Origin of the sequence: Gluconobacter sp., from assembly GCF_047722525.1 — a bacterium.
GTDB lineage: Bacteria > Pseudomonadota > Alphaproteobacteria > Acetobacterales > Acetobacteraceae > Gluconobacter.
The window spans coordinates 101957-118967 of the sequence record NZ_JBDNYY010000008.1; the positions used below are offsets into that span (position 1 = coordinate 101957).

Consider the following 17011-nt stretch of genomic DNA (forward strand, 5'->3'; position numbering starts at 1 on the left):
CGGCGGATCACGCCCTGAAGGTCCGCCCCGAAAAAGGCAGACCGCAGAAACCTTTGTCCTCCGCCATGACCACGATGGGGTTCAGACGGCGCAAGGTGGCCCACGCGAGGGGGGAAGCAGACGCCAGACCGCGGGTGGCGCACGTGGCGCGCCGGGCTGCTGCCGGATCTGACGACCTATGCTCCCACAGGCCGGTACGACGGGCAGGCTGGCAAGAATGACCGCCAGAAGCTGCAACAATGGGCAGAGCGGGCAAGTGCCATCATGGGAATGGTGGTGATGGTGATGCCCGGCCATCATGCCCGGCATTGATCCCGCCATTGCCCTCGGAGCTGGCGCAATGTCGATCCCTGTCAGGCGCTCGATCGTCGCCCGCGGGCTTTCCTCGGGATAGGCGCATCCCTGAAGGACAAGCTGCCCCAGAAATCCCAGCAGAATCGCGACGGTGACCGCAAGCGCAGAAGCACGGGACCGTCGGACTGAAGGGAAAGGGCGAACAGACATGACGCTCGCATCTGGCGCGCGTGCCATGGCCCGGTCAAGGGAGCAGAATACGGCCTATCCCTATATTTTTGTCTGTTCTCAGCCGATTACGCTTAGTGCAGCGCTTTCTGCCGGCCTGTCAGCACATTCCCGGCCGACGCGGCTGCAATGCACAGCACACCCATCCAGCGCATGATGGACAGCGCCTCATGCAGGAAAATGAATCCTGAAAGCGCGCCGAGCATCGGCTCCATGCTCAGCAGGATGCCCAGATCGCGCGGGCTCAGGCTCCGCATCGCCATCATGTCCAGAATATACGGCACCGCTGATGACAGGACCGCCACGCTCAGCGCCGCCCCGCCCTGCCAGGGATGGGTCAGGACCGTCGGGATCGTCGGGATCAGACAGGGCAGCAGCAGGATGGCCGCCGTGCTCATGCCCAGAGTGGTGGCGACGGGGGCAGGAAACATCCTGCCCATCCGCGTGCCGGTCAGGATATAGACCACCCAGCCGCATCCGCTCAGAAGGGCTGCCGCCACGCCGAACAGGTTGAGTGACGACAGGCCGGCCGCCACCCCTTCCGGTCTCAGCAGCAGGAAGAGGCCCGCTACGACAAGTCCGGCCCAGCACAGATCCAGCCATCGGCGGGAGCCGACCAGCGCCAGCGTCAGCGGACCCGTGAATTCAAGAGCCACCACCACGCCCAGCGGCAGCCGGACCAGCGCCACATAGAAACAGAAATTCATGACCGCGACAGACGCGCCATAGGGCAGCAGCAGCTTCAGCCGCTCGACCGTCAGCGTGCCGCGTGTCGGGCGCCAGATGCACAGCAGGATCACGGCTGCCAGACACACGCGCAGCCCCACCATGCCGGTTGGGCCGAAGAGCGGAAACAGCCCCTTCGCCAGTGTCGCGCCTACCTGAAAGGAGGAAATCCCCCCGATCAGGCAGCCGACGGCCTTGAGCTGGCTCTGGGACTCCGTGGAACCGGCCGGTGACGACACGCTCAGACGTCGAGCTCGTCAACGGATCGGGCATGTTCCTGAATGAAGCGGAAGCGCAGCTCCGGCTTGCGGCCCATGAGGCTTTCTACCCGCTCGCTGGTCGCAAGACGGTCCTCGGCCGGGGTGATGACCCGTAGCAGCGTGCGCCGGGCCGGATCCATGGTCGTTTCTTTGAGATCCTTCACCGGCATTTCGCCCAGACCCTTGAAGCGGGAGACCTCGACCTTCGCATTGGCCTTGAAATCGGTCTTGATCCGCCGCAGCCGGTCCTGATCGTTCATGGCATAGACCGTCTTTGGTCCATGCGTAATGCGATAGAGCGGAGGCTGGGCCAGATGCAGGTGGCCGTGACGGATCAGGTCCGGCATTTCACGATAGAAGAACGTCATCAGGAGCGAGGCGATATGCGCCCCGTCCACGTCGGCATCCGTCATGATGATGACACGTCCGTAGCGCAGACGGCTGATATCGAACGAGGCCCCGATGCCGCAGCCCAGAGCTTCCGTCAGGTCCCGCAGTTCCTGATTGGCCCGCAGCTTGTCCGTCGTCGCAGACGCCACGTTGAGGATCTTTCCGCGCAGCGGCAGCACGGCCTGCGTCTCGCGGTCCCGTGCCTGACGCGCGGAGCCACCGGCCGATTCGCCCTCCACCAGGAACAGCTCCGTCTCCGCTGCATTCTCGCGCGTGCAGTCCGTCAGCTTGCCGGGAAGGCGCAGCTTGCGCGTGGCGCTCTTGCGGGCCGTGTCCTTGACTTCGCGGCGCCGCAGACGCTCTTCCGCCCGCTCCACCATGAAGGCCAGCAGACTGTCCGCCTGCTGCGGATTGCCGCCCAGCCAGTGATCTACGCGATCACGCAGTGCGCCCTCGACCAGCCGCGATGCTTCCTGCGAGGTCAGTTTGTCCTTGGTCTGGCCCTGGAACTGCGGATCGCGAACGAAGACCGAAAGCTTGGCCGCCACAGAGCCGAGAACGTCCTCGGCGGAGATCGCCGCGGCCCGCTTGACCTTGCGCTGATCGCCCCAGGCCCGGAGTCCCTTGACCAGAGCAGCCCGGAATCCGGCTTCATGCGTGCCACCCTGAGGCGTGGGAATCGTGTTGCAGAACGAGGAGAGCGACGCCGTGCCGCTCTCAAGGAACGCGACCGCCCATTCCACGCGACCGCCCGTACGGCCATCGGCTGCAATCGGCAGTTCGACGTCACCCGCCCAGATCGGCGTCAGCAGGTCTGGCTCAGGGCCGAGTTCCGCCGAAAGCGCATCTTCCAGTCCGTTGGGGAACTGGATAGTGGCCTCGACCGGCGTCTCGTCTCCGGCCTTGATCAGGGACGGTTCGCATTTCCACTGGATCGTGACCCCCCGAAACAGCGCTGCCTTGGAGCAGCACATCCGGTAGAGGCGTGCAGGGGAGAAGTGGTGATTACCGAAGATTTCCGGGTCAGGCGTGAACCGTACCGTCGTGCCGCGACGGTTGGGCGCATTGCCGACTTCCGCCAGCGGTGCCAGCGAAACACCACGTACGAAATCCTGCCGGTACAACGTCCGGTCCCGCGCGACCTCGACTTCCAGCTTCTCGGACAGCGCATTGACGACTGAACTGCCGACACCGTGCAGGCCGCCGGATGTGTCATAGGCCTTGCCCGAGAACTTTCCACCTGCGTGCAGTGTGGTGAAAATCACCTCAAGCGCAGATTTCTCGGGAAATTTCGGGTGGGGATCGGTCGGGATGCCACGGCCGTTGTCGCGCACCATGAGCGTGCGCGGGCCTTCCAGCCGGACGTCGATGGTGGTGGCGTGTCCGGCCACCGCTTCGTCCATCGCATTATCAAGGATCTCGGAGGCCAGATGATGGTACGCGGTATCATCCGTGCCGCCGATATACATGCCCGGACGGCGCCGGACGGGTTCAAGCCCTTCCAGCACCTCGATGTCGTGGGCGCCATATTCCGTGTCGACCGTGCCCTTGCGGGCGCCGCCGGTCCTGGTTTTGCCTGTCTTGCCTGACTCGAACAGATCGCTCATGTCTGCGTTGTCGCCGCCCCGTCACGGAACGTCAAGCAGACGCTTCGGAACGGGGCGACAGACCGGCTCAGGCGCGGTTCGTACGGCGGTTCGTCGTCCGCTTCGTCACGCCCTTGCGGGAGTGGCGGTCCAGGGTGGCCGGGGCCCCGCAGGTTTCGTAGGAGGCGGGCTGCGCCACGTCTTTGGCTTCGGCGTAATGGGCGAGGTCGGAAGACGTTTCCAGCGCGTCGATCTCGTCGAACATCGCTTCGCGCTGCTGGCAGAAGACCGTGCCGGACTTCAGGCCGCCCAGTGACTGGATGTCGGCAAGCTGCGTGATGTAGTCGTCATGCTCGACCTGCGCCCGACGGCCATAGGTCGTGTGGAAATAGCTGTTCAGACGCTCGTCCGCATTCAGCAGGGCCGGGCGGAACTTGCTGACGAAGGCATTGTAACGTTCCTGCGCCTTGCACGACAGGGCCGTCACCATCAGCTCGGATTTCAAGCCAGCCACATCGAAGGCTTCGTGAGCGGGGGAATTGCCGCAGTCCGCAGCGCGGGCAGACAGGGGATGAACGGCAGCGAGCGTAGCGCAGGAAAGCCCGACGGCAAGCAGGCTCTTGAAGGAACGACGGAAGATCGACGGCATTGACAGACTCCACAAGACCGGATCGACCGGCCACAACCACTGGAACAGACTACCCGCGGTCGACCCCCCGCGAAAGCTGATTCTGCGTCTGAGGAACGTGCGGCAAGCCCTTAATCCGAAACATGATTTCGTGGCAGAAAATTGGCGCGGGGAGCTTCAACACCAATTTATCGGTCCTGGGGCATAAAATACCGTCAAAATGGCCGATGCCTTCCCGTGCAGTCTTTCGCCCGGTGCTGTCCTGTTCTACATCCGAACGTCTGTCCGCCGTGAAAACGCGGCATGTCCAGTCACGATGCGTTGGAGTTGACCGTGCGTCTGCGAGGTTCTGCCATTACCGTGGGTTCGGCGCTTGCCGTTTCCCTGCTTCTCTCCGGCTGTGCCCAGCAGCCGATCGTCCAGCGTTCCGTGGCCCCGAATCCCTTCGGCTACCAGCGTACGTCTGCTGTCTGTCACGTCTCTGCCGTCAAAAAGGGCGCCGATGGCGCGATGAGCGTGGACATGACGGTCCGCAGCGATGACGGACTGTGCTCCATCGCCATCCAGAAGCCGATGGGGGGCAACTATGCCTCCTTCGGCGTCAACCCGCCCCCGGCACACGGCAAGGCTTTCCTCTACAACTATGATGGCAAGACCTATGTGGACTACACGCCGGCCACGGCTTACGCCGGAACGGATTCGTTCACGGCCGAGCTGATCCCCGGTGGCGGCCAGAAGCGCGAGCACCTGACAATTCATGCCACAGTGGATGCGACGGGCGTTGTCGTCGCCAAGCCGCCTGCCGCCGTCGCTCCGACGCCGGCCAAGACGACTGCGAAGAAAACGGTCGTCCGTCACACGGTGCGTCGCAAGAAGTAAGCCTTTTCCATCACGTCGATGGGTCTGAAAGGGCGGGGAGGTTTCTCTCCGCCCTTTTTCATGCCTGACCGCCGTGGATACGGCAGGTACGAAAAAGCCGGCAACCTCGTGAGAAGCCGCCGGCTGACCGGGAAGAAGCAGGGCCTGTCAGCAGACCTTACTTGAAGTCGATTTCCACGCGGCGGTTCTGCGGCTCACGCGTGTTGGGTCCCGTCACCACCAGCGGATGGCTTTCGCCAAAGCCCTGCGTCGTGATGAGCCCGGCGGCTACGCCGTCACGGACCAGCTCTTCCTTGACCGTGTTCGCACGACGCTTCGAGAGCGCCATGTTATAGGCCTCGCCGCGACGGCCCGGCTGTGCTGCCGATGTGTCGGTGTAGCCACTGACTTCGATATGCGTGACCTGCACGGAGGTGGAGTTGCGCGCTGCAGCCGCCACGACAGCCTTCGCCCGCGTGCTCAGCTCACCCGAATCCCAGTCGAAGAACACCAGATAGGTGCGGGTGGGAGCCGGCCCCGGGATCGGCATGGGAGCCGCAACGGGCTTTGGCGGCGGGGGCGCCGGATTAAACTCGTAGCGCAGCCCCAGCATCAGCGAGTGGTTGAAGTCCGTGCGGGTATCGCGGTTGCCGCTGGAAACCCCGAACTCCTTGGTTTTGTCCCAGCCGCCATAAATACCGGTCGCCGTGGCATGGTGCCCGTTCGGCCCCATCAGCGTGTAGAAGCGGTATTCTGCCGTGGCCGACAGGCCCACGACCCAGGGAACGGGGAAGGACAGGCCAAAGATGCCCTGATAGGCAAAGTTTCCGCTCGTCCCGCCGACATGCTGGTCAAAGGCGCCGTTCGGGGCATGAACATAGGTGTTCATCGCCTGCCAGCCATAACCGATGCCCGCGCCGAAATACGGGAAGACCCAGGACTTGCCGATATCCATGTCGAACAGGGCGTTGGCCATGACGCCATAACCCTGCTGACGCCCACCGACGGAGGACGGGAAAGTGCTGGAGCGGAACTGCTGCAGACGGTTGTTGCGGTAGTTGCCCTCGACCTCGACTCGGAATCCGTTTCCGAGTCCGTAGCCGAGGCTCCCGATGCCGGTTACGCCGGCCTGATAATGGTCGCGTCCGCTCGGAAAAACAGGAGACAGGCGTGCGGTCTGATCCTGATTGAAGGTCGCTCCGCCTTCACCTGCGATATACAGTCCTTTGACGGGCTGTGCGGCTGCGGTCCCCATGACGAGCATCGAAACGCCTGCAGTGAACCCGGCGCGGGCAAGCCAGGTCCTGACAACGGATCGTTGCGTCATGTGCATTTTTCTCCAACCAGCAAAATCTGCCAACCTTATCTGTCTGTGTTCTTGCCGAAAGCTCGGACGATGGCAACGCATCACACAGCATAATGCCGCATCATGCGGTTTTCTTTATGGCAGGTTCGCCATGTGCTGTGTCTTCACTCCCACAGTTTACGCCTCTTCGTCCAGATCGAGCCTCCGCGAGCCGAGTGTGCGCTCCACGGGCTGAGAGACGTCCAGCATCTCCAGTTCGATGATCCACAGGTCGGGATCGTATTTTTTCTGACGCTCCAGATAGGCGTCCACGCCTGCGGGATCGGTGGCATCCACGCGGGCCCAGCCGGTGCCGTCTTCGCGCAGGACGCCGATTCCTCCCGAGCGGTCCGTCAGGACGATCAGGACCGCACCGGCATCCTCGTCGCCTTTTTTCAGGACCATGGCCGAGGTTCCGTCCGAGGAAATACGGCGCAGGACAGCCCGTACCCACAGTCCCGTTTTCAATCGTGCGCCCATGACAGTTTCCATTCGTCCTGCAAGGTTAGTGGAGGGGCGCGCTGTTCTCGTCAGGAACAGACTCCAGAGCCGCCCTGTAGGCGGCAGGGGAAGAGAGCAGCGCCCTGGCTGCGTCCATGTCGGCATCCGAACCGATGGCGGCCGGACAGTGCTTCCGGATCTCAAGGATTTTCGAAACCGGAACCGGGTAGCGGGCCGCGCGCGCCATCTGCACGGCTTCTCCCTGAAGAGTGCTGCCCTGCTTCAGCGCAGAGATCTGGGCCTGCAGGGAGTCCGCTCCGAGCGACGTACAGACCTGCGGCATGACGCCCAGTCCCTGGATCGGCCAGCCGAGCGGGGCCTGATTGCGACTCCACGTCACGAACAGTTCGCCTCCGTTTGGCATCTGCCCGATCACCTGCACGAGTCCCTTGCCCAGCGTCTCGCTGCCGATCACGACGGCGCGGCGATGATCGGCCAGAGCGGAGGCCAGGATTTCAGCCGCGCTCGCTGTCCGTCCATCCACGAGAATTGCCACCGGCGTTCCATTGGTCATGTCCCCACCCTGAACGGCCCAGATGTGATTGGCCAGAGGGTTGCGGCCGTGCGTAGTTACGGCGACGCCGTGATCCAGCAGCAGGGCCGCCGTCGTGACGGCCTGCTGGAGAACGCCGCCGCGATCTCCGCGCAGATCGATGATGATCCCCGCGGCCTTCTTCCTGTCCGCGGTCTGCGAAGGGGCATCCGGCGTTGGTTCGTCCACGACCTGATCGATGTACTGGCTGATTTCTTCGGCCGTCTGGGTCGAAAAGGACGTAACCCGCAGAACGGTGTACGGTCCGTCCGTCGAGGCAAAGACGGTTTCGGGAGGCACCTGTGCGCGCTCCAGCCTGACCGTCGTCGTCCGATGCCCTCTCGCGGCGATCCCCAGCGTGACGGAGGTATGTTCGTCACCCTCAAGCCAGGCCTGGACCGTGGCAACGTCCTGACCATGCGTCGTCCGTCCGTTGACGGAGACGAGACGCTCGCCCATGTCCACACCGGCTTCCCAGGCGGGGCCGTTGGCATTGACGGCGGTGATCACGATCATCCGTCCGCTCTGTCCAAGACTCAGTCCTACCGTTCCCGTCGTGCTGCCTGTCCGTCGCGTGCGGTCCGAAAGGGCCGGAGACGGGCCGAGATAACGGGAATAGGGGTCGAGATGATTGAAAAGCTCGTCGAAGAACCCCTGCAGAAGCGCGTCTGATCCGGCATCCCGCAGGATAGAGGAATGCTGCCACGCCGCCTGCATGGCGGCGGTGACCAGATCGGCCCAGGCGCCATTGCTGTCTGCGGCAGGCATTACCCGGCTGAATATCACCGTCTGCCCCTGAAGGATGTTCAGCATGGCCGGTGCCTGCGCGGACGTGTCGGGCGTTTTTGCTGCGGCCATGGCCGCGCCGGGAGCATGCGCCGCTGCCGGTCCCGAAGCCGCAGGCTGCGTTTCGGTAACGGACAGCGTCGGGTCGATGGCTGTCAGACCATCCAGTCCCCAGACACAGAAGTCCTGTGCGGAATGGGCTTCAAGGGTACGGGGTTCCAGAAAGCCGAGGGCTGCAACCAGAACCTCTCGTGTGACGGAGGCTGAAAATGTGGGTGGGACAGGCGTGGGCGTGGGAGCGGATGTGGCCTGACCGGAGGCTTCTCCGGCAGCAGGAGCTGGCTGTGCTCTTGGGGATCCTGTTGGGGCCACCAGAAGGAACATGCAGACCACCAGACACAGGGTCGGGCGACATGCCGCCTCGCGGCTGCGCGGCATGAAAAAGGTCATAGGGCGGACGGCATGACGCAAGACGGGGTCCTTGGAGACGGGACGGCAAAAGACGGCTGCTCCCGTAACGCGACCACGCCACAAACTTCAGCCACGGTAAAGACTTGCCAGACCGAATGTGGGGTCGGCAGTGCCATCTGGCAACACTGCCGACCCGATCTGTTCTCAGCCTTCCGACGACGTGTCGGAGACAGTCTTACGCTTCCGCGGCGTTGTGGTTTTCGTCTTTGTGGCGGATTTGGCCGGGCTACGCTTTGTTACCCTCTTCGGAGTCGCCTCATCCCCTTCCGCACTGGCAACGGCTTTTTTCGTCTTTGCAGACTTTGGAGCCGCTTTTTTCGCGGAAGTTTTTTTTGCGGCACCTTTCAGTGGCTTGCCCTTCTCCGCCAGCAACGCCACCGCTTCATCCAGTGTGACCTCGTCCATATCCTGCCCCTTCGGCAGGTTGGCGATCAACTGGCCATGCTGCGCGTACGGGCCAAACCGCCCCTTGCGGATCATGACTGGCTCGCCGTCCTTCGGATGGGGCCCCAGATTGCGGATGGAGGCCAGTTTCTTGGCCAGCGCATCCACGGCCCGGTTCAGCCCGACGGTCAGGACGTCATCGTCCTTGTCGAGCGTCCCATAGATGGCGCCCATCTTCACATAGGGCCCGAAACGCCCCAGCCCAGCTTCGATCTTCTCACCTGTCTCGGGGTGAAGCCCTACCAGACGCGGCAGGGACAGCAGACCCAGCGCCTGTTCCAGCGTCATGGTGTTGCCGTCGAGCCCCTTGGGGATGGTCGTCCGCTTGGGTTTGGCCTTCTTGTCCTCGGGGTTCGGTTCTCCGCGCTGGATATACAGACCGTAGGGACCACGGCGGATCGTGACGTCCTCGCCGGTCTCCGGATCCTGCCCCAGAACCTTCGGGCCGTCGTTTAGCCCCTCGGTATCGCCTTCCTCGGCGACCAGGCGGCGGGTGAACTGGCAGGTCGGGTAGTTCGAACAGCCGATGAAGGCGCCGAACTTGCCAAGCCGCAGGCCCAGTCGTCCGGTTCCGCAGGACGTACAGACGCGCGGGTCGCTGCCATCCGGACGGGGCGGGAAGAAATGCGGTCCGAGATCCTCGTCTAGGGCGTCAATGACGTCCGAGATCTTCAGATCCTTGGTCTGCGCGACCGCCGCCGAGAAATCGTGCCAGAACGCTGCCATGACGTCATGCCAGTCGGCCCGTCCGCCTGAAATATCATCGAGCTGCTCTTCGAGGGAGGCCGTGAAGCCGGTATCGACATAACGCTCGAAAAAGGATGTCAGGAATGCCGTGACCAGCCGCCCGCGATCTTCGGGAACGAAGCGCCGTGCGTCCAGACGCACATAGTTGCGGTCCCGCAGCACACCGAGAATGGAGGCGTATGTCGAAGGGCGGCCAATGCCGATCTCTTCCATTTTCTTGACGAGCGAGGCTTCCGAATAGCGCGGTGGCGGCTGGGTGAAGTGCTGTTCGGCCTCCACCGTTCCCGTCGTCAGGCGGTCGCCTTCCTTCATCGGCGGCAGAAGTTTGCCGTCGTCATCCTCGGCCTTCGTATCGTCCCGGCCCTCGATATAGAGCTTGAGGAAGCCGTCGAATGCGATGGTCGAACCCGTCGCGCGCAGAAGCGTCTGGCCGCTCGCATCCGCCAGCGTCACCGCCACCTGATCCAGTTCGGCTGACTGCATTTGCGAGGCGACGGAACGCTTCCAGATCAGTTCGTAAAGCTTCTTCTGTTCCGGCGTCAGGGCATGGGCGACCTGCTGCGGCGTCAGGAATACATCCGTCGGGCGGATGGCTTCATGGGCTTCCTGCGCGTTTTTGGCCTTTGTCGAATAGGTGCGCGGATAATCCGGCACGTACTCATCGCCAAATGCCTTGCCGATATGCCCGCGGATGGCGCCCACGGCTTCCTTCGCCATCGTCACGCCATCGGTCCGCATATAGGTGATCAGACCGGTGGTCTCACCGCGCAGATCCACACCTTCATAAAGCTGCTGGGCCGTGCGCATCGTGGTTTGCGCGCTCATACCGAGCTTGCGCGAGGCTTCCTGCTGCAGGGTCGAGGTCGTGAACGGCGGCGGCGGGTTGCGCTTGGTGCGCTTGCGTTCGACGGACCGGACCGTGAACTGTCCACCCAGAACGGTATCACGCGCCCCGAAGGCCAGTTGCTCGTTGTTCAGATCGAACTGGTCGAGCTTCTCACCCTTCAGATGCGTCAGACGTGCCTGGAACGCGGCCTTGCCCGGCGTCGTGAAGCCGCCGGTGACGGTCCAGTATTCCTTGGGGCGGAACACCTCGATCTCGGCTTCGCGCTCACAGATCAGACGCAGGGCGACCGACTGCACGCGGCCGGCACTCCGGCTGCCCGGCAGCTTGCGCCACAGGACGGGAGAAAGCGTGAAGCCCACCAGATAGTCCAGCGCGCGGCGGGCCAGATAGGCGTCGATCAGCGGACGGTCCAGCTCACGAGGCGCTGCCATCGCAGCCGTGACGGCCGATTTGGTGATTTCGTTGAAGGTGACGCGATGGACGTCAACGTTCTTCAGAAGCTTTTTTTCTTCCAGAACGCTGCGGACATGCCAGGAAATCGCCTCGCCTTCGCGATCCGGGTCAGTGGCGAGATAAAGGTTCTTCGCCCCCTTCAGCGCTTTGGTGATGGCGGAAATCTGCTTTGCGCCACGCTCGTCCGTCTGCCAGCTCATGGCAAAATTCTCGTCCGGGCGCACGCTGCCGTCCTTGGGCGGCAGATCCCGCACATGGCCGAACGAAGCGAGCACGGTATATCCGCTTCCCAGATACTTGTTGATCGTCTTGGCCTTTGCCGGGCTCTCGACCACCACAACGTCCGTCATCGCCACTCCGGTATTCCGCGTCACTTCAGTTCGGCAGCAACGCCACGCGTCCGCCGGGCACAAACTCCACGACCCCGCCGAGCTCCAGCTCGGCCAGCGTCGCAAGCACTGCCGACACGGAGAACTGGCAGCGGCGCACCACATCGTCAACTGCTACAGGCGTTACCGACAGAAGCGCGCACACCGTTTTCTGGGCCACATCCGGATCGACCCAACCTTCATTTTCAGGAGATCCCCATACGACCGAAGGCTCGGAAAAGCCCGTCAAGGGCGGGTTGTGGCCCGCTGAACGCTGCCAGGGCTCAGCTTCGCGCCGGGGAAGGTCGAGAGGCAGGGCCTGAAGAATATCACCGATATTTTCTGTCAGGGTCGCCTGTCCCGTTTTGAGTAACTGATTCCCGCCGCGTGACCGCGGATCGAGAGGTGAACCGGGGACGACCAGAAGTTCGCGATTGTAGGACTGGGCCAGATCAGCCGTGATCAGCGTGCCGGATCCGAGCGTCGCCTCGATGATGAGGCATCCCAGGGACATCCCCGCAATCAGGCGGTTTCGCCTTGGAAAATGGCGGGCCTGAGGCGCTGTTCCCAGCAGGGCTTCCGTCACCAGACAGCCCCGTTCGGCAATCTGCCGCTGCAGTGTGGCGTTCTCTGGCGGATAGACATGATCCAGCCCGCCCGCGATGGCCGCAACCGTCAGTCCGGGATGAAGAGCCGCGGCATGGGCCGCCGAGTCGATTCCCCGTGCCAGCCCGGAAATCACGCAAAATCCGGCATGTGCCATTTCGGCCGAGAGACTCTCCGCAATCCGGATTCCCGCTGCCGAGGCATTGCGCGCGCCGACAATCCCCACGGACCGCATCGACAGTCTGCGGACGTCGCCGAGCGTGAACAGGACAGGCGGCGCATCATGAATGCAGGACAGGAGCAGCGGATAGTCCGCATCGCCCCGGACGAGCATCCTTCCGCCCAGTTTTTCAAGACGTTCCAACTCTTCCGTCATGCGTGAAACGGACGGGATGGCAGGATCGTCCCGGCGCCCTGCCTTGCGCATCCGGCCGGGCAGAGCGGCAAGAGCCGCTCCCGCACTGCCATACTGTGTCATCAGTCGCGTAAAATTGATCGGACCAACGCCCGGCGTCCGCGTCAGACGCAGTGTATCGATTCGGTCTGTTGCGGACATGACGGGGAAAGCGTGTTCGGGAACTGTCATAAGATCTTTTCCCTTAGGACAGATTCCTTAACAGGAACTTAAAAACTAGCGTCGGGAGGCCTGATCCACGTTCACGCGCGGCTCCCGTCCCGTCAGAAGCCGGGCGATGTTGCCGGAATGTCGGGCCCAGATCAGAAGCGACACGAGAAGGGTCGCAACGGGAAGGGGAGAGTGCAGTGGCCGCCCGGAAAGCAGAACCATCAGCACGGGAGCCAGCAGGAACGCCGCCAGCGCCCCGGCCGAGGAAATCCGGCTCAGACGCGCGACCAGAAGCCAGACCACACAGCAGGCGAGCCCCACCGGCCAGCACAGGACCCAGATTGTCCCCAGTCCCGTCGCAACGCCCTTGCCGCCGCGGAATCCGAGCCAGACCGGAAAACAGTGCCCGATGACGACAGCCACTGCGGCCACGGCCATGGTTGTCTCGCTTGCGCCAGGGAAGAAGAATCTGGCGATCAGGACCGCCACGGCCCCCTTGAGGGCATCGAGCAGCAGCGTCGCTGCCGCCAGCCCCCGGCGTCCCGTGCGCAGGACATTGGTCGCACCGATATTGCCCGACCCGATCTTGCGGATGTCGCCGCCTCCGGCCAGTGCCGTCAGAAGCAGTCCGAACGGAATGCTCCCGATGACATAGGACACGAGAGACAGCAGGATAAGCTGTGCCTGAAAGCCGCTCATGCAGCTGCTCCCGGTTGGTCGTCGGCCGTAAAGACCTCTATGCCGCGTTTGAATGTCCGCAGGACACGGCCTTTCAGGTCCCGTCCATCAAAAGGCGTATTCTGCGCCCGTCCCGGAAGCTCTCCGGCCACCACGGTCCACGACCCTTCCGGATCGAACAGGCAGAGATCGGCATCGCTTCCGACTGCCAGCGTTCCGGCCTCCAGCCCAAGCAGCGTCGCCGGAGCGGATGTGACCAGTCGCAGCGCATCAAGCAGCGGCAGTCCGGCGCCCAGTGTCACGCCCAGCAGCGTGACGAGCCCTGTCCCACCAGCCCGGGCCTGCGCGAAGGGCAGACGTTTGTCATCCGCGTCGGCGGGCGCATGATCCGATGCCACGGCGTCGATCGTGCCATCCGCCAGCGCCGTGCAGACCGCTTTGCGGTCAGTGTCGCTCCGCAGTGGCGGCGACAGCTTCGCATATGTGCGGAAATCGCCGATATCGTCTTCCGTCATCGCGAAATAGGGCGGCGCCGTGTCGCAGGTCACGCGGATGCCGCGGCTTTTGGCATCGCGGATCAGGTCCAGACCTTCCGCCGTTGAGACATGCGCGAAATGCAGCCGCGCGCCCGTCATCTCCGCCAGACGCAGATCCCGTGCGATCATGATGGCTTCCGCCGCCGCCGGAACCTGGGGCAGCCCCATCCGTACGGCCCGCGCTCCGGCCGTGGCGCAGGCGCCTTTGGCCAGCGATGGCTCTTCCGGATGCTGAACCACGATGGCGTCGAGAAAGCGCGAATAGGACAGCAGATTGCGCATCTGCTTGGCGTCCGCGATGGCGCGCGTCCCATCGGTGAAAGCAACTGCTCCGGCTTCCTGAAGCAGGCCCAGCTCGGCCATCTCGCCACCTTCACAGCCGCGCGTCAGGGCGCCGTAAGGATGGATCGAGACCATTCCCGTTTCTTCACCCCGGACCCGCAGAAGATGCACGAGGGCCGGATTGTCGATCGGTGGCGACGTATTGGGCAGGACCGCCATCGTCGTGATGCCGCCCGCTACGGCCGCCCGCGCACCGGAGGAGACGCTCTCACGGTATTCCGAGCCCGGCTCTCCAAGCGCCACGCGCATGTCCACCAGACCGGGACACAGCACGGTTCCCGCGCCATCAATGACCCGCGCTCCTTCGGGAACCGATCCGTCTTCGCAGGCGACGATCTTGCCCTGACGCACCACAAGTCGTCCGGTCTCATCGCGACCCGAGGCCGGGTCGATCAGGCGGACATTTTCAAAAACGATATCGCTCATACTGGCATCCGTGCCCGGGACAGCCGGTCCAGAACCGCCATCCGCACAGCCACGCCCATTTCAACCTGTTCGGAAATCACGCTCTGGTCCGAATCCGCCACATCCGAGGCGATTTCCACCCCGCGGTTCATCGGTCCCGGATGCATGACGAGTGCGCCGGGTTTCGCCAGCGCCAGACGCCGGCGGTCCAGCCCGAAGAAGCGGAAATATTCCCGCGCACTCGGCACCAGACCCGCCCCCATGCGCTCTTTCTGAAGCCGCAGGGACATGACGACATCTGCGCCTTCCAGCGCCTTGTCCATGTCGGAATACAGTTCGACATTGCCGAGTTCGGCCATGGCGCCGGGCAGGAGCGTCGGCGGTCCTGCCAGACGGACCCGGTTTCCGAACGCCGTCAGCAGATGGATGTTGGAGCGCGCCACCCGGCTGTGTCCAACATCACCGCAGATCGCGACCGTGAGGCCCTCAAGTCGACCAAAATGACGGCGGATCGTCAGCGCATCGAGCAGCGCCTGTGTTGGATGTTCATGCGTGCCATCGCCGGCATTGACAACGCTGGCCTCCACCTTCTGCGAGAGCAGGGCAGGGGCGCCTGACTGCGCGTGCCGCACGACCAGAAGGTCGCAGCGCATGGCATTCAGCGTCGCCGCCGTGTCCAGAAGGGTCTCGCCCTTGTTCACCGAACTTGTGGCGACGGACATGTTGATCACGTCCGCACCAAGCCGCTTGCCTGCGAGTTCGAAACTCGTGCGGGTACGGGTGCTGTCTTCGTAGAACAGGTTGATGACCGTCCGTCCCCGCAGCGCATCACGCGGCGCGGAACGCGAACGGCTCAGAAGCGCATAGCTTTCCGCCAGATCGAGGAACGGTACGAGCTGTTCAGCCGACAGCCCCTCGATTCCCAGCAGATGCCGGGGGACGGAAGGCCGCTCAGGCATCGACGGACCCGGAAGCGAGAACGGCCGCGATACGGGCCAGAACCTCGTCCTGTCCCAGCGCCGACAGCGTCAGGTCAATGCCCGGAGACGTCGTGGAGCCCGTCATGGCGGCCCGCAGCGGCTGGGCCACGGAGCCGAGCTTGATTTCATGCTTTTCAGCATAGGCGCGCAGGGTTCCGTCGATCGCTTCGGGCGTGAAATCCTTGAGAGCCGCCAGATCCTTGCCCACGCCTTCGAGAACCCTGCGTCCGTCTTCTCCCAGCAGCTTTTCGGCCTTGGGCGTGAAGGTCAGCGGCAGGGTGAAGCCTGCGAAGGCCGCATTGTCCGCCAGTTCCACCAGCGTCTTGGCGCGTTCCTTGAGGCCCGGCATCATCGCAAGGATGCGTGCGCGGGTCCTGTCATCCGTCACCACGCCCTCGCGGTCCTGAAGCCGCTGCATGACGTCATTCGTCAGGCGCTCGTCATCGGCCTGACGCATCCAGATTCCGTTCAGATGCGCCAGCTTGACGTAATCCATGCGCGACGGGGAGCGGCCCACGCCATCAAGATCGAACAGCTTGATCTGCTCCTCGCGGGAGAGGACCTCGGCATCGCCATGACCCCAGCCCAGACGCAGCAGGTAGTTGCACAGGGCTTCCGGCAGATAGCCTTCCTCGCGGAAATCCACCACGGACTGCGCGCCATGGCGCTTGGACAGCTTGGCGCCATCCGGCCCATGGATCAGCGGCAGATGTGCGAAATGCGGCAGGTCCCAGCCCATGGCGCGATAGATCATGGCCTGACGGAAGGTATTCGTCAGATGATCGTCACCGCGCATGACATGGGTGATCTCCATGTCATGATCGTCAACAACCACGGCATGCAGATAGGTCGGCGTCCCATCGGAGCGCAGCAGGATCAGATCGTCCATCTCCGCATTCGCCACGCGGACTTCGCCCTGCACCAGATCCCTGATGACGGTCTCGCCTTCGCGCGGTGCCTTCAGACGCACCACATAAGGCGCACCCTCTGGCGCTTCGGACGGATCGCGGTCGCGCCAGGTGCCGTCGTAACGGGGCGGCCGCTTTTCGGCCATGGCCTTCTCGCGCATGGCGGTCAGCTCTTCCGGCGTGCAGAAACATTTGTAGGCCTGACCCTTGGCTAGAAGCTCAAGGGCAACTTCCGTGTGCCGGTCCTGACGTGCGGACTGGAAAACCGGCTCCGCATCCGCTTCGATCCCCATCCAGGCCAGACCGTCAAAGATTACGTCCACGGCCTTCTGGGTGGAACGTTCCTTGTCGGTGTCCTCGATCCTCAGAAGGAATTCGCCGCCGTGATGGCGTGCAAAGAGGAAATTGAACAGGGCGGCGCGGGCATTGCCGACATGCAGCAGACCCGTCGGGGAGGGGGCAAATCGCGTACGGATGGTCATGCGGCCGTCATATCACGCTCTGCCGCTCGCTTCCATCCGCGCCGT

14 protein-coding genes are annotated in these 17011 nt (G+C 63.5%); 1 reads left to right on the forward strand and 13 read right to left on the reverse strand.

Going from position 1 to position 17011, the window contains the following annotated elements:
* Window positions 1-81 precede the first annotated feature (81 nt).
* The 4 genes from ABF859_RS09655 to ABF859_RS09670 form a co-directional block, all read right to left on the reverse strand.
* Window positions 82-504, reverse strand: coding sequence for a DUF2946 family protein (locus ABF859_RS09655; protein WP_415527565.1), 423 nt, complete (start codon window positions 502-504; stop codon window positions 82-84).
* A 92-nt stretch (window positions 505-596) separates the two neighbouring features.
* A complete protein-coding gene (locus ABF859_RS09660) occupies window positions 597-1487 on the reverse strand; it encodes an EamA family transporter (protein ID WP_415527566.1) in 891 nt (296 codons plus the stop codon).
* Between the two features lie 2 nt (window positions 1488-1489).
* Window positions 1490-3505, reverse strand: coding sequence for a DNA topoisomerase IV subunit B (gene parE, locus ABF859_RS09665; RefSeq protein WP_415527567.1), 2016 nt, complete (start codon window positions 3503-3505; stop codon window positions 1490-1492).
* A 67-nt stretch (window positions 3506-3572) separates the two neighbouring features.
* Entirely contained in the window at window positions 3573-4133 is a 561-nt protein-coding gene (locus ABF859_RS09670) for a hypothetical protein (protein WP_415527568.1), read from the reverse strand.
* A gap of 312 nt (window positions 4134-4445) precedes the next feature.
* Here ABF859_RS09670 and ABF859_RS09675 point away from each other — a divergent pair, with 312 nt between their 5' ends.
* Window positions 4446-4991 (forward strand): hypothetical protein, encoded by a 546-nt coding sequence (locus ABF859_RS09675; protein ID WP_415527610.1) that lies wholly within the window; start codon window positions 4446-4448, stop codon window positions 4989-4991.
* 157 nt (window positions 4992-5148) lie between these two features.
* On the opposite strand, the gene ABF859_RS09680 is transcribed toward ABF859_RS09675, so the two are convergent.
* The 9 genes from ABF859_RS09680 to gltX form a co-directional block, all read right to left on the reverse strand.
* A complete protein-coding gene (locus tag ABF859_RS09680; RefSeq protein ID WP_415527569.1) occupies window positions 5149-6297 on the reverse strand; it encodes an OmpA family protein in 1149 nt (382 codons plus the stop codon).
* Between the two features lie 156 nt (window positions 6298-6453).
* The gene (locus ABF859_RS09685) at window positions 6454-6795 is read right to left on the reverse strand and encodes a DUF1491 family protein (protein ID WP_415527570.1); all 342 of its coding nucleotides are present in this window, start codon (window positions 6793-6795) and stop codon (window positions 6454-6456) included.
* 25 nt (window positions 6796-6820) lie between these two features.
* Entirely contained in the window at window positions 6821-8572 is a 1752-nt protein-coding gene (locus ABF859_RS09690; RefSeq protein WP_415527571.1) for a S41 family peptidase, read from the reverse strand.
* A 177-nt stretch (window positions 8573-8749) separates the two neighbouring features.
* The gene (topA, locus tag ABF859_RS09695; protein ID WP_415527572.1) at window positions 8750-11446 is read right to left on the reverse strand and encodes a type I DNA topoisomerase; all 2697 of its coding nucleotides are present in this window, start codon (window positions 11444-11446) and stop codon (window positions 8750-8752) included.
* A 25-nt stretch (window positions 11447-11471) separates the two neighbouring features.
* On the reverse strand, window positions 11472-12656 hold the full coding sequence (gene dprA / locus ABF859_RS09700; RefSeq protein ID WP_415527573.1) for a DNA-processing protein DprA: 1185 nt from the start codon (window positions 12654-12656) through the stop codon (window positions 11472-11474).
* A gap of 45 nt (window positions 12657-12701) precedes the next feature.
* Window positions 12702-13334, reverse strand: coding sequence for a glycerol-3-phosphate 1-O-acyltransferase PlsY (gene plsY / locus ABF859_RS09705; RefSeq protein ID WP_415527574.1), 633 nt, complete (start codon window positions 13332-13334; stop codon window positions 12702-12704).
* Window positions 13331-14617: a dihydroorotase gene (locus ABF859_RS09710; protein WP_415527575.1), complete on the reverse strand. Its 1287-nt coding sequence runs from the start codon at window positions 14615-14617 to the stop codon at window positions 13331-13333. The genes plsY and ABF859_RS09710 overlap by 4 nt, the downstream gene beginning before the upstream one ends.
* A complete protein-coding gene (locus ABF859_RS09715; protein WP_415527576.1) occupies window positions 14614-15555 on the reverse strand; it encodes an aspartate carbamoyltransferase catalytic subunit in 942 nt (313 codons plus the stop codon). Before ABF859_RS09715 ends, ABF859_RS09710 begins: the two co-directional genes overlap by 4 nt.
* The gene (gene gltX, locus ABF859_RS09720; protein ID WP_415527577.1) at window positions 15548-16966 is read right to left on the reverse strand and encodes a glutamate--tRNA ligase; all 1419 of its coding nucleotides are present in this window, start codon (window positions 16964-16966) and stop codon (window positions 15548-15550) included. The genes ABF859_RS09715 and gltX overlap by 8 nt, the downstream gene beginning before the upstream one ends.
* Window positions 16967-17011 lie beyond the last annotated feature (45 nt).

Coding starts and splice junctions, on each gene's coding strand:
- ABF859_RS09670 (WP_415527568.1), bottom strand. CDS start 4,133: ATGCCGTCGATCTTCCGTCGTTCCTTCAAGAGCCTGCTTGCCGTCGGG.
- ABF859_RS09710 (WP_415527575.1), bottom strand. CDS start 14,617: ATGAGCGATATCGTTTTTGAAAATGTCCGCCTGATCGACCCGGCCTCG.
- topA (WP_415527572.1), bottom strand. CDS start 11,446: ATGACGGACGTTGTGGTGGTCGAGAGCCCGGCAAAGGCCAAGACGATC.
- dprA (WP_415527573.1), bottom strand. CDS start 12,656: ATGACAGTTCCCGAACACGCTTTCCCCGTCATGTCCGCAACAGACCGA.
- gltX (WP_415527577.1), bottom strand. CDS start 16,966: ATGACCATCCGTACGCGATTTGCCCCCTCCCCGACGGGTCTGCTGCAT.
- ABF859_RS09680 (WP_415527569.1), bottom strand. CDS start 6,297: ATGACGCAACGATCCGTTGTCAGGACCTGGCTTGCCCGCGCCGGGTTC.
- ABF859_RS09715 (WP_415527576.1), bottom strand. CDS start 15,555: ATGCCTGAGCGGCCTTCCGTCCCCCGGCATCTGCTGGGAATCGAGGGG.
- ABF859_RS09685 (WP_415527570.1), bottom strand. CDS start 6,795: ATGGGCGCACGATTGAAAACGGGACTGTGGGTACGGGCTGTCCTGCGC.
- plsY (WP_415527574.1), bottom strand. CDS start 13,334: ATGAGCGGCTTTCAGGCACAGCTTATCCTGCTGTCTCTCGTGTCCTAT.
- ABF859_RS09655 (WP_415527565.1), bottom strand. CDS start 504: ATGTCTGTTCGCCCTTTCCCTTCAGTCCGACGGTCCCGTGCTTCTGCG.
- ABF859_RS09690 (WP_415527571.1), bottom strand. CDS start 8,572: ATGCCGCGCAGCCGCGAGGCGGCATGTCGCCCGACCCTGTGTCTGGTG.
- parE (WP_415527567.1), bottom strand. CDS start 3,505: ATGAGCGATCTGTTCGAGTCAGGCAAGACAGGCAAAACCAGGACCGGC.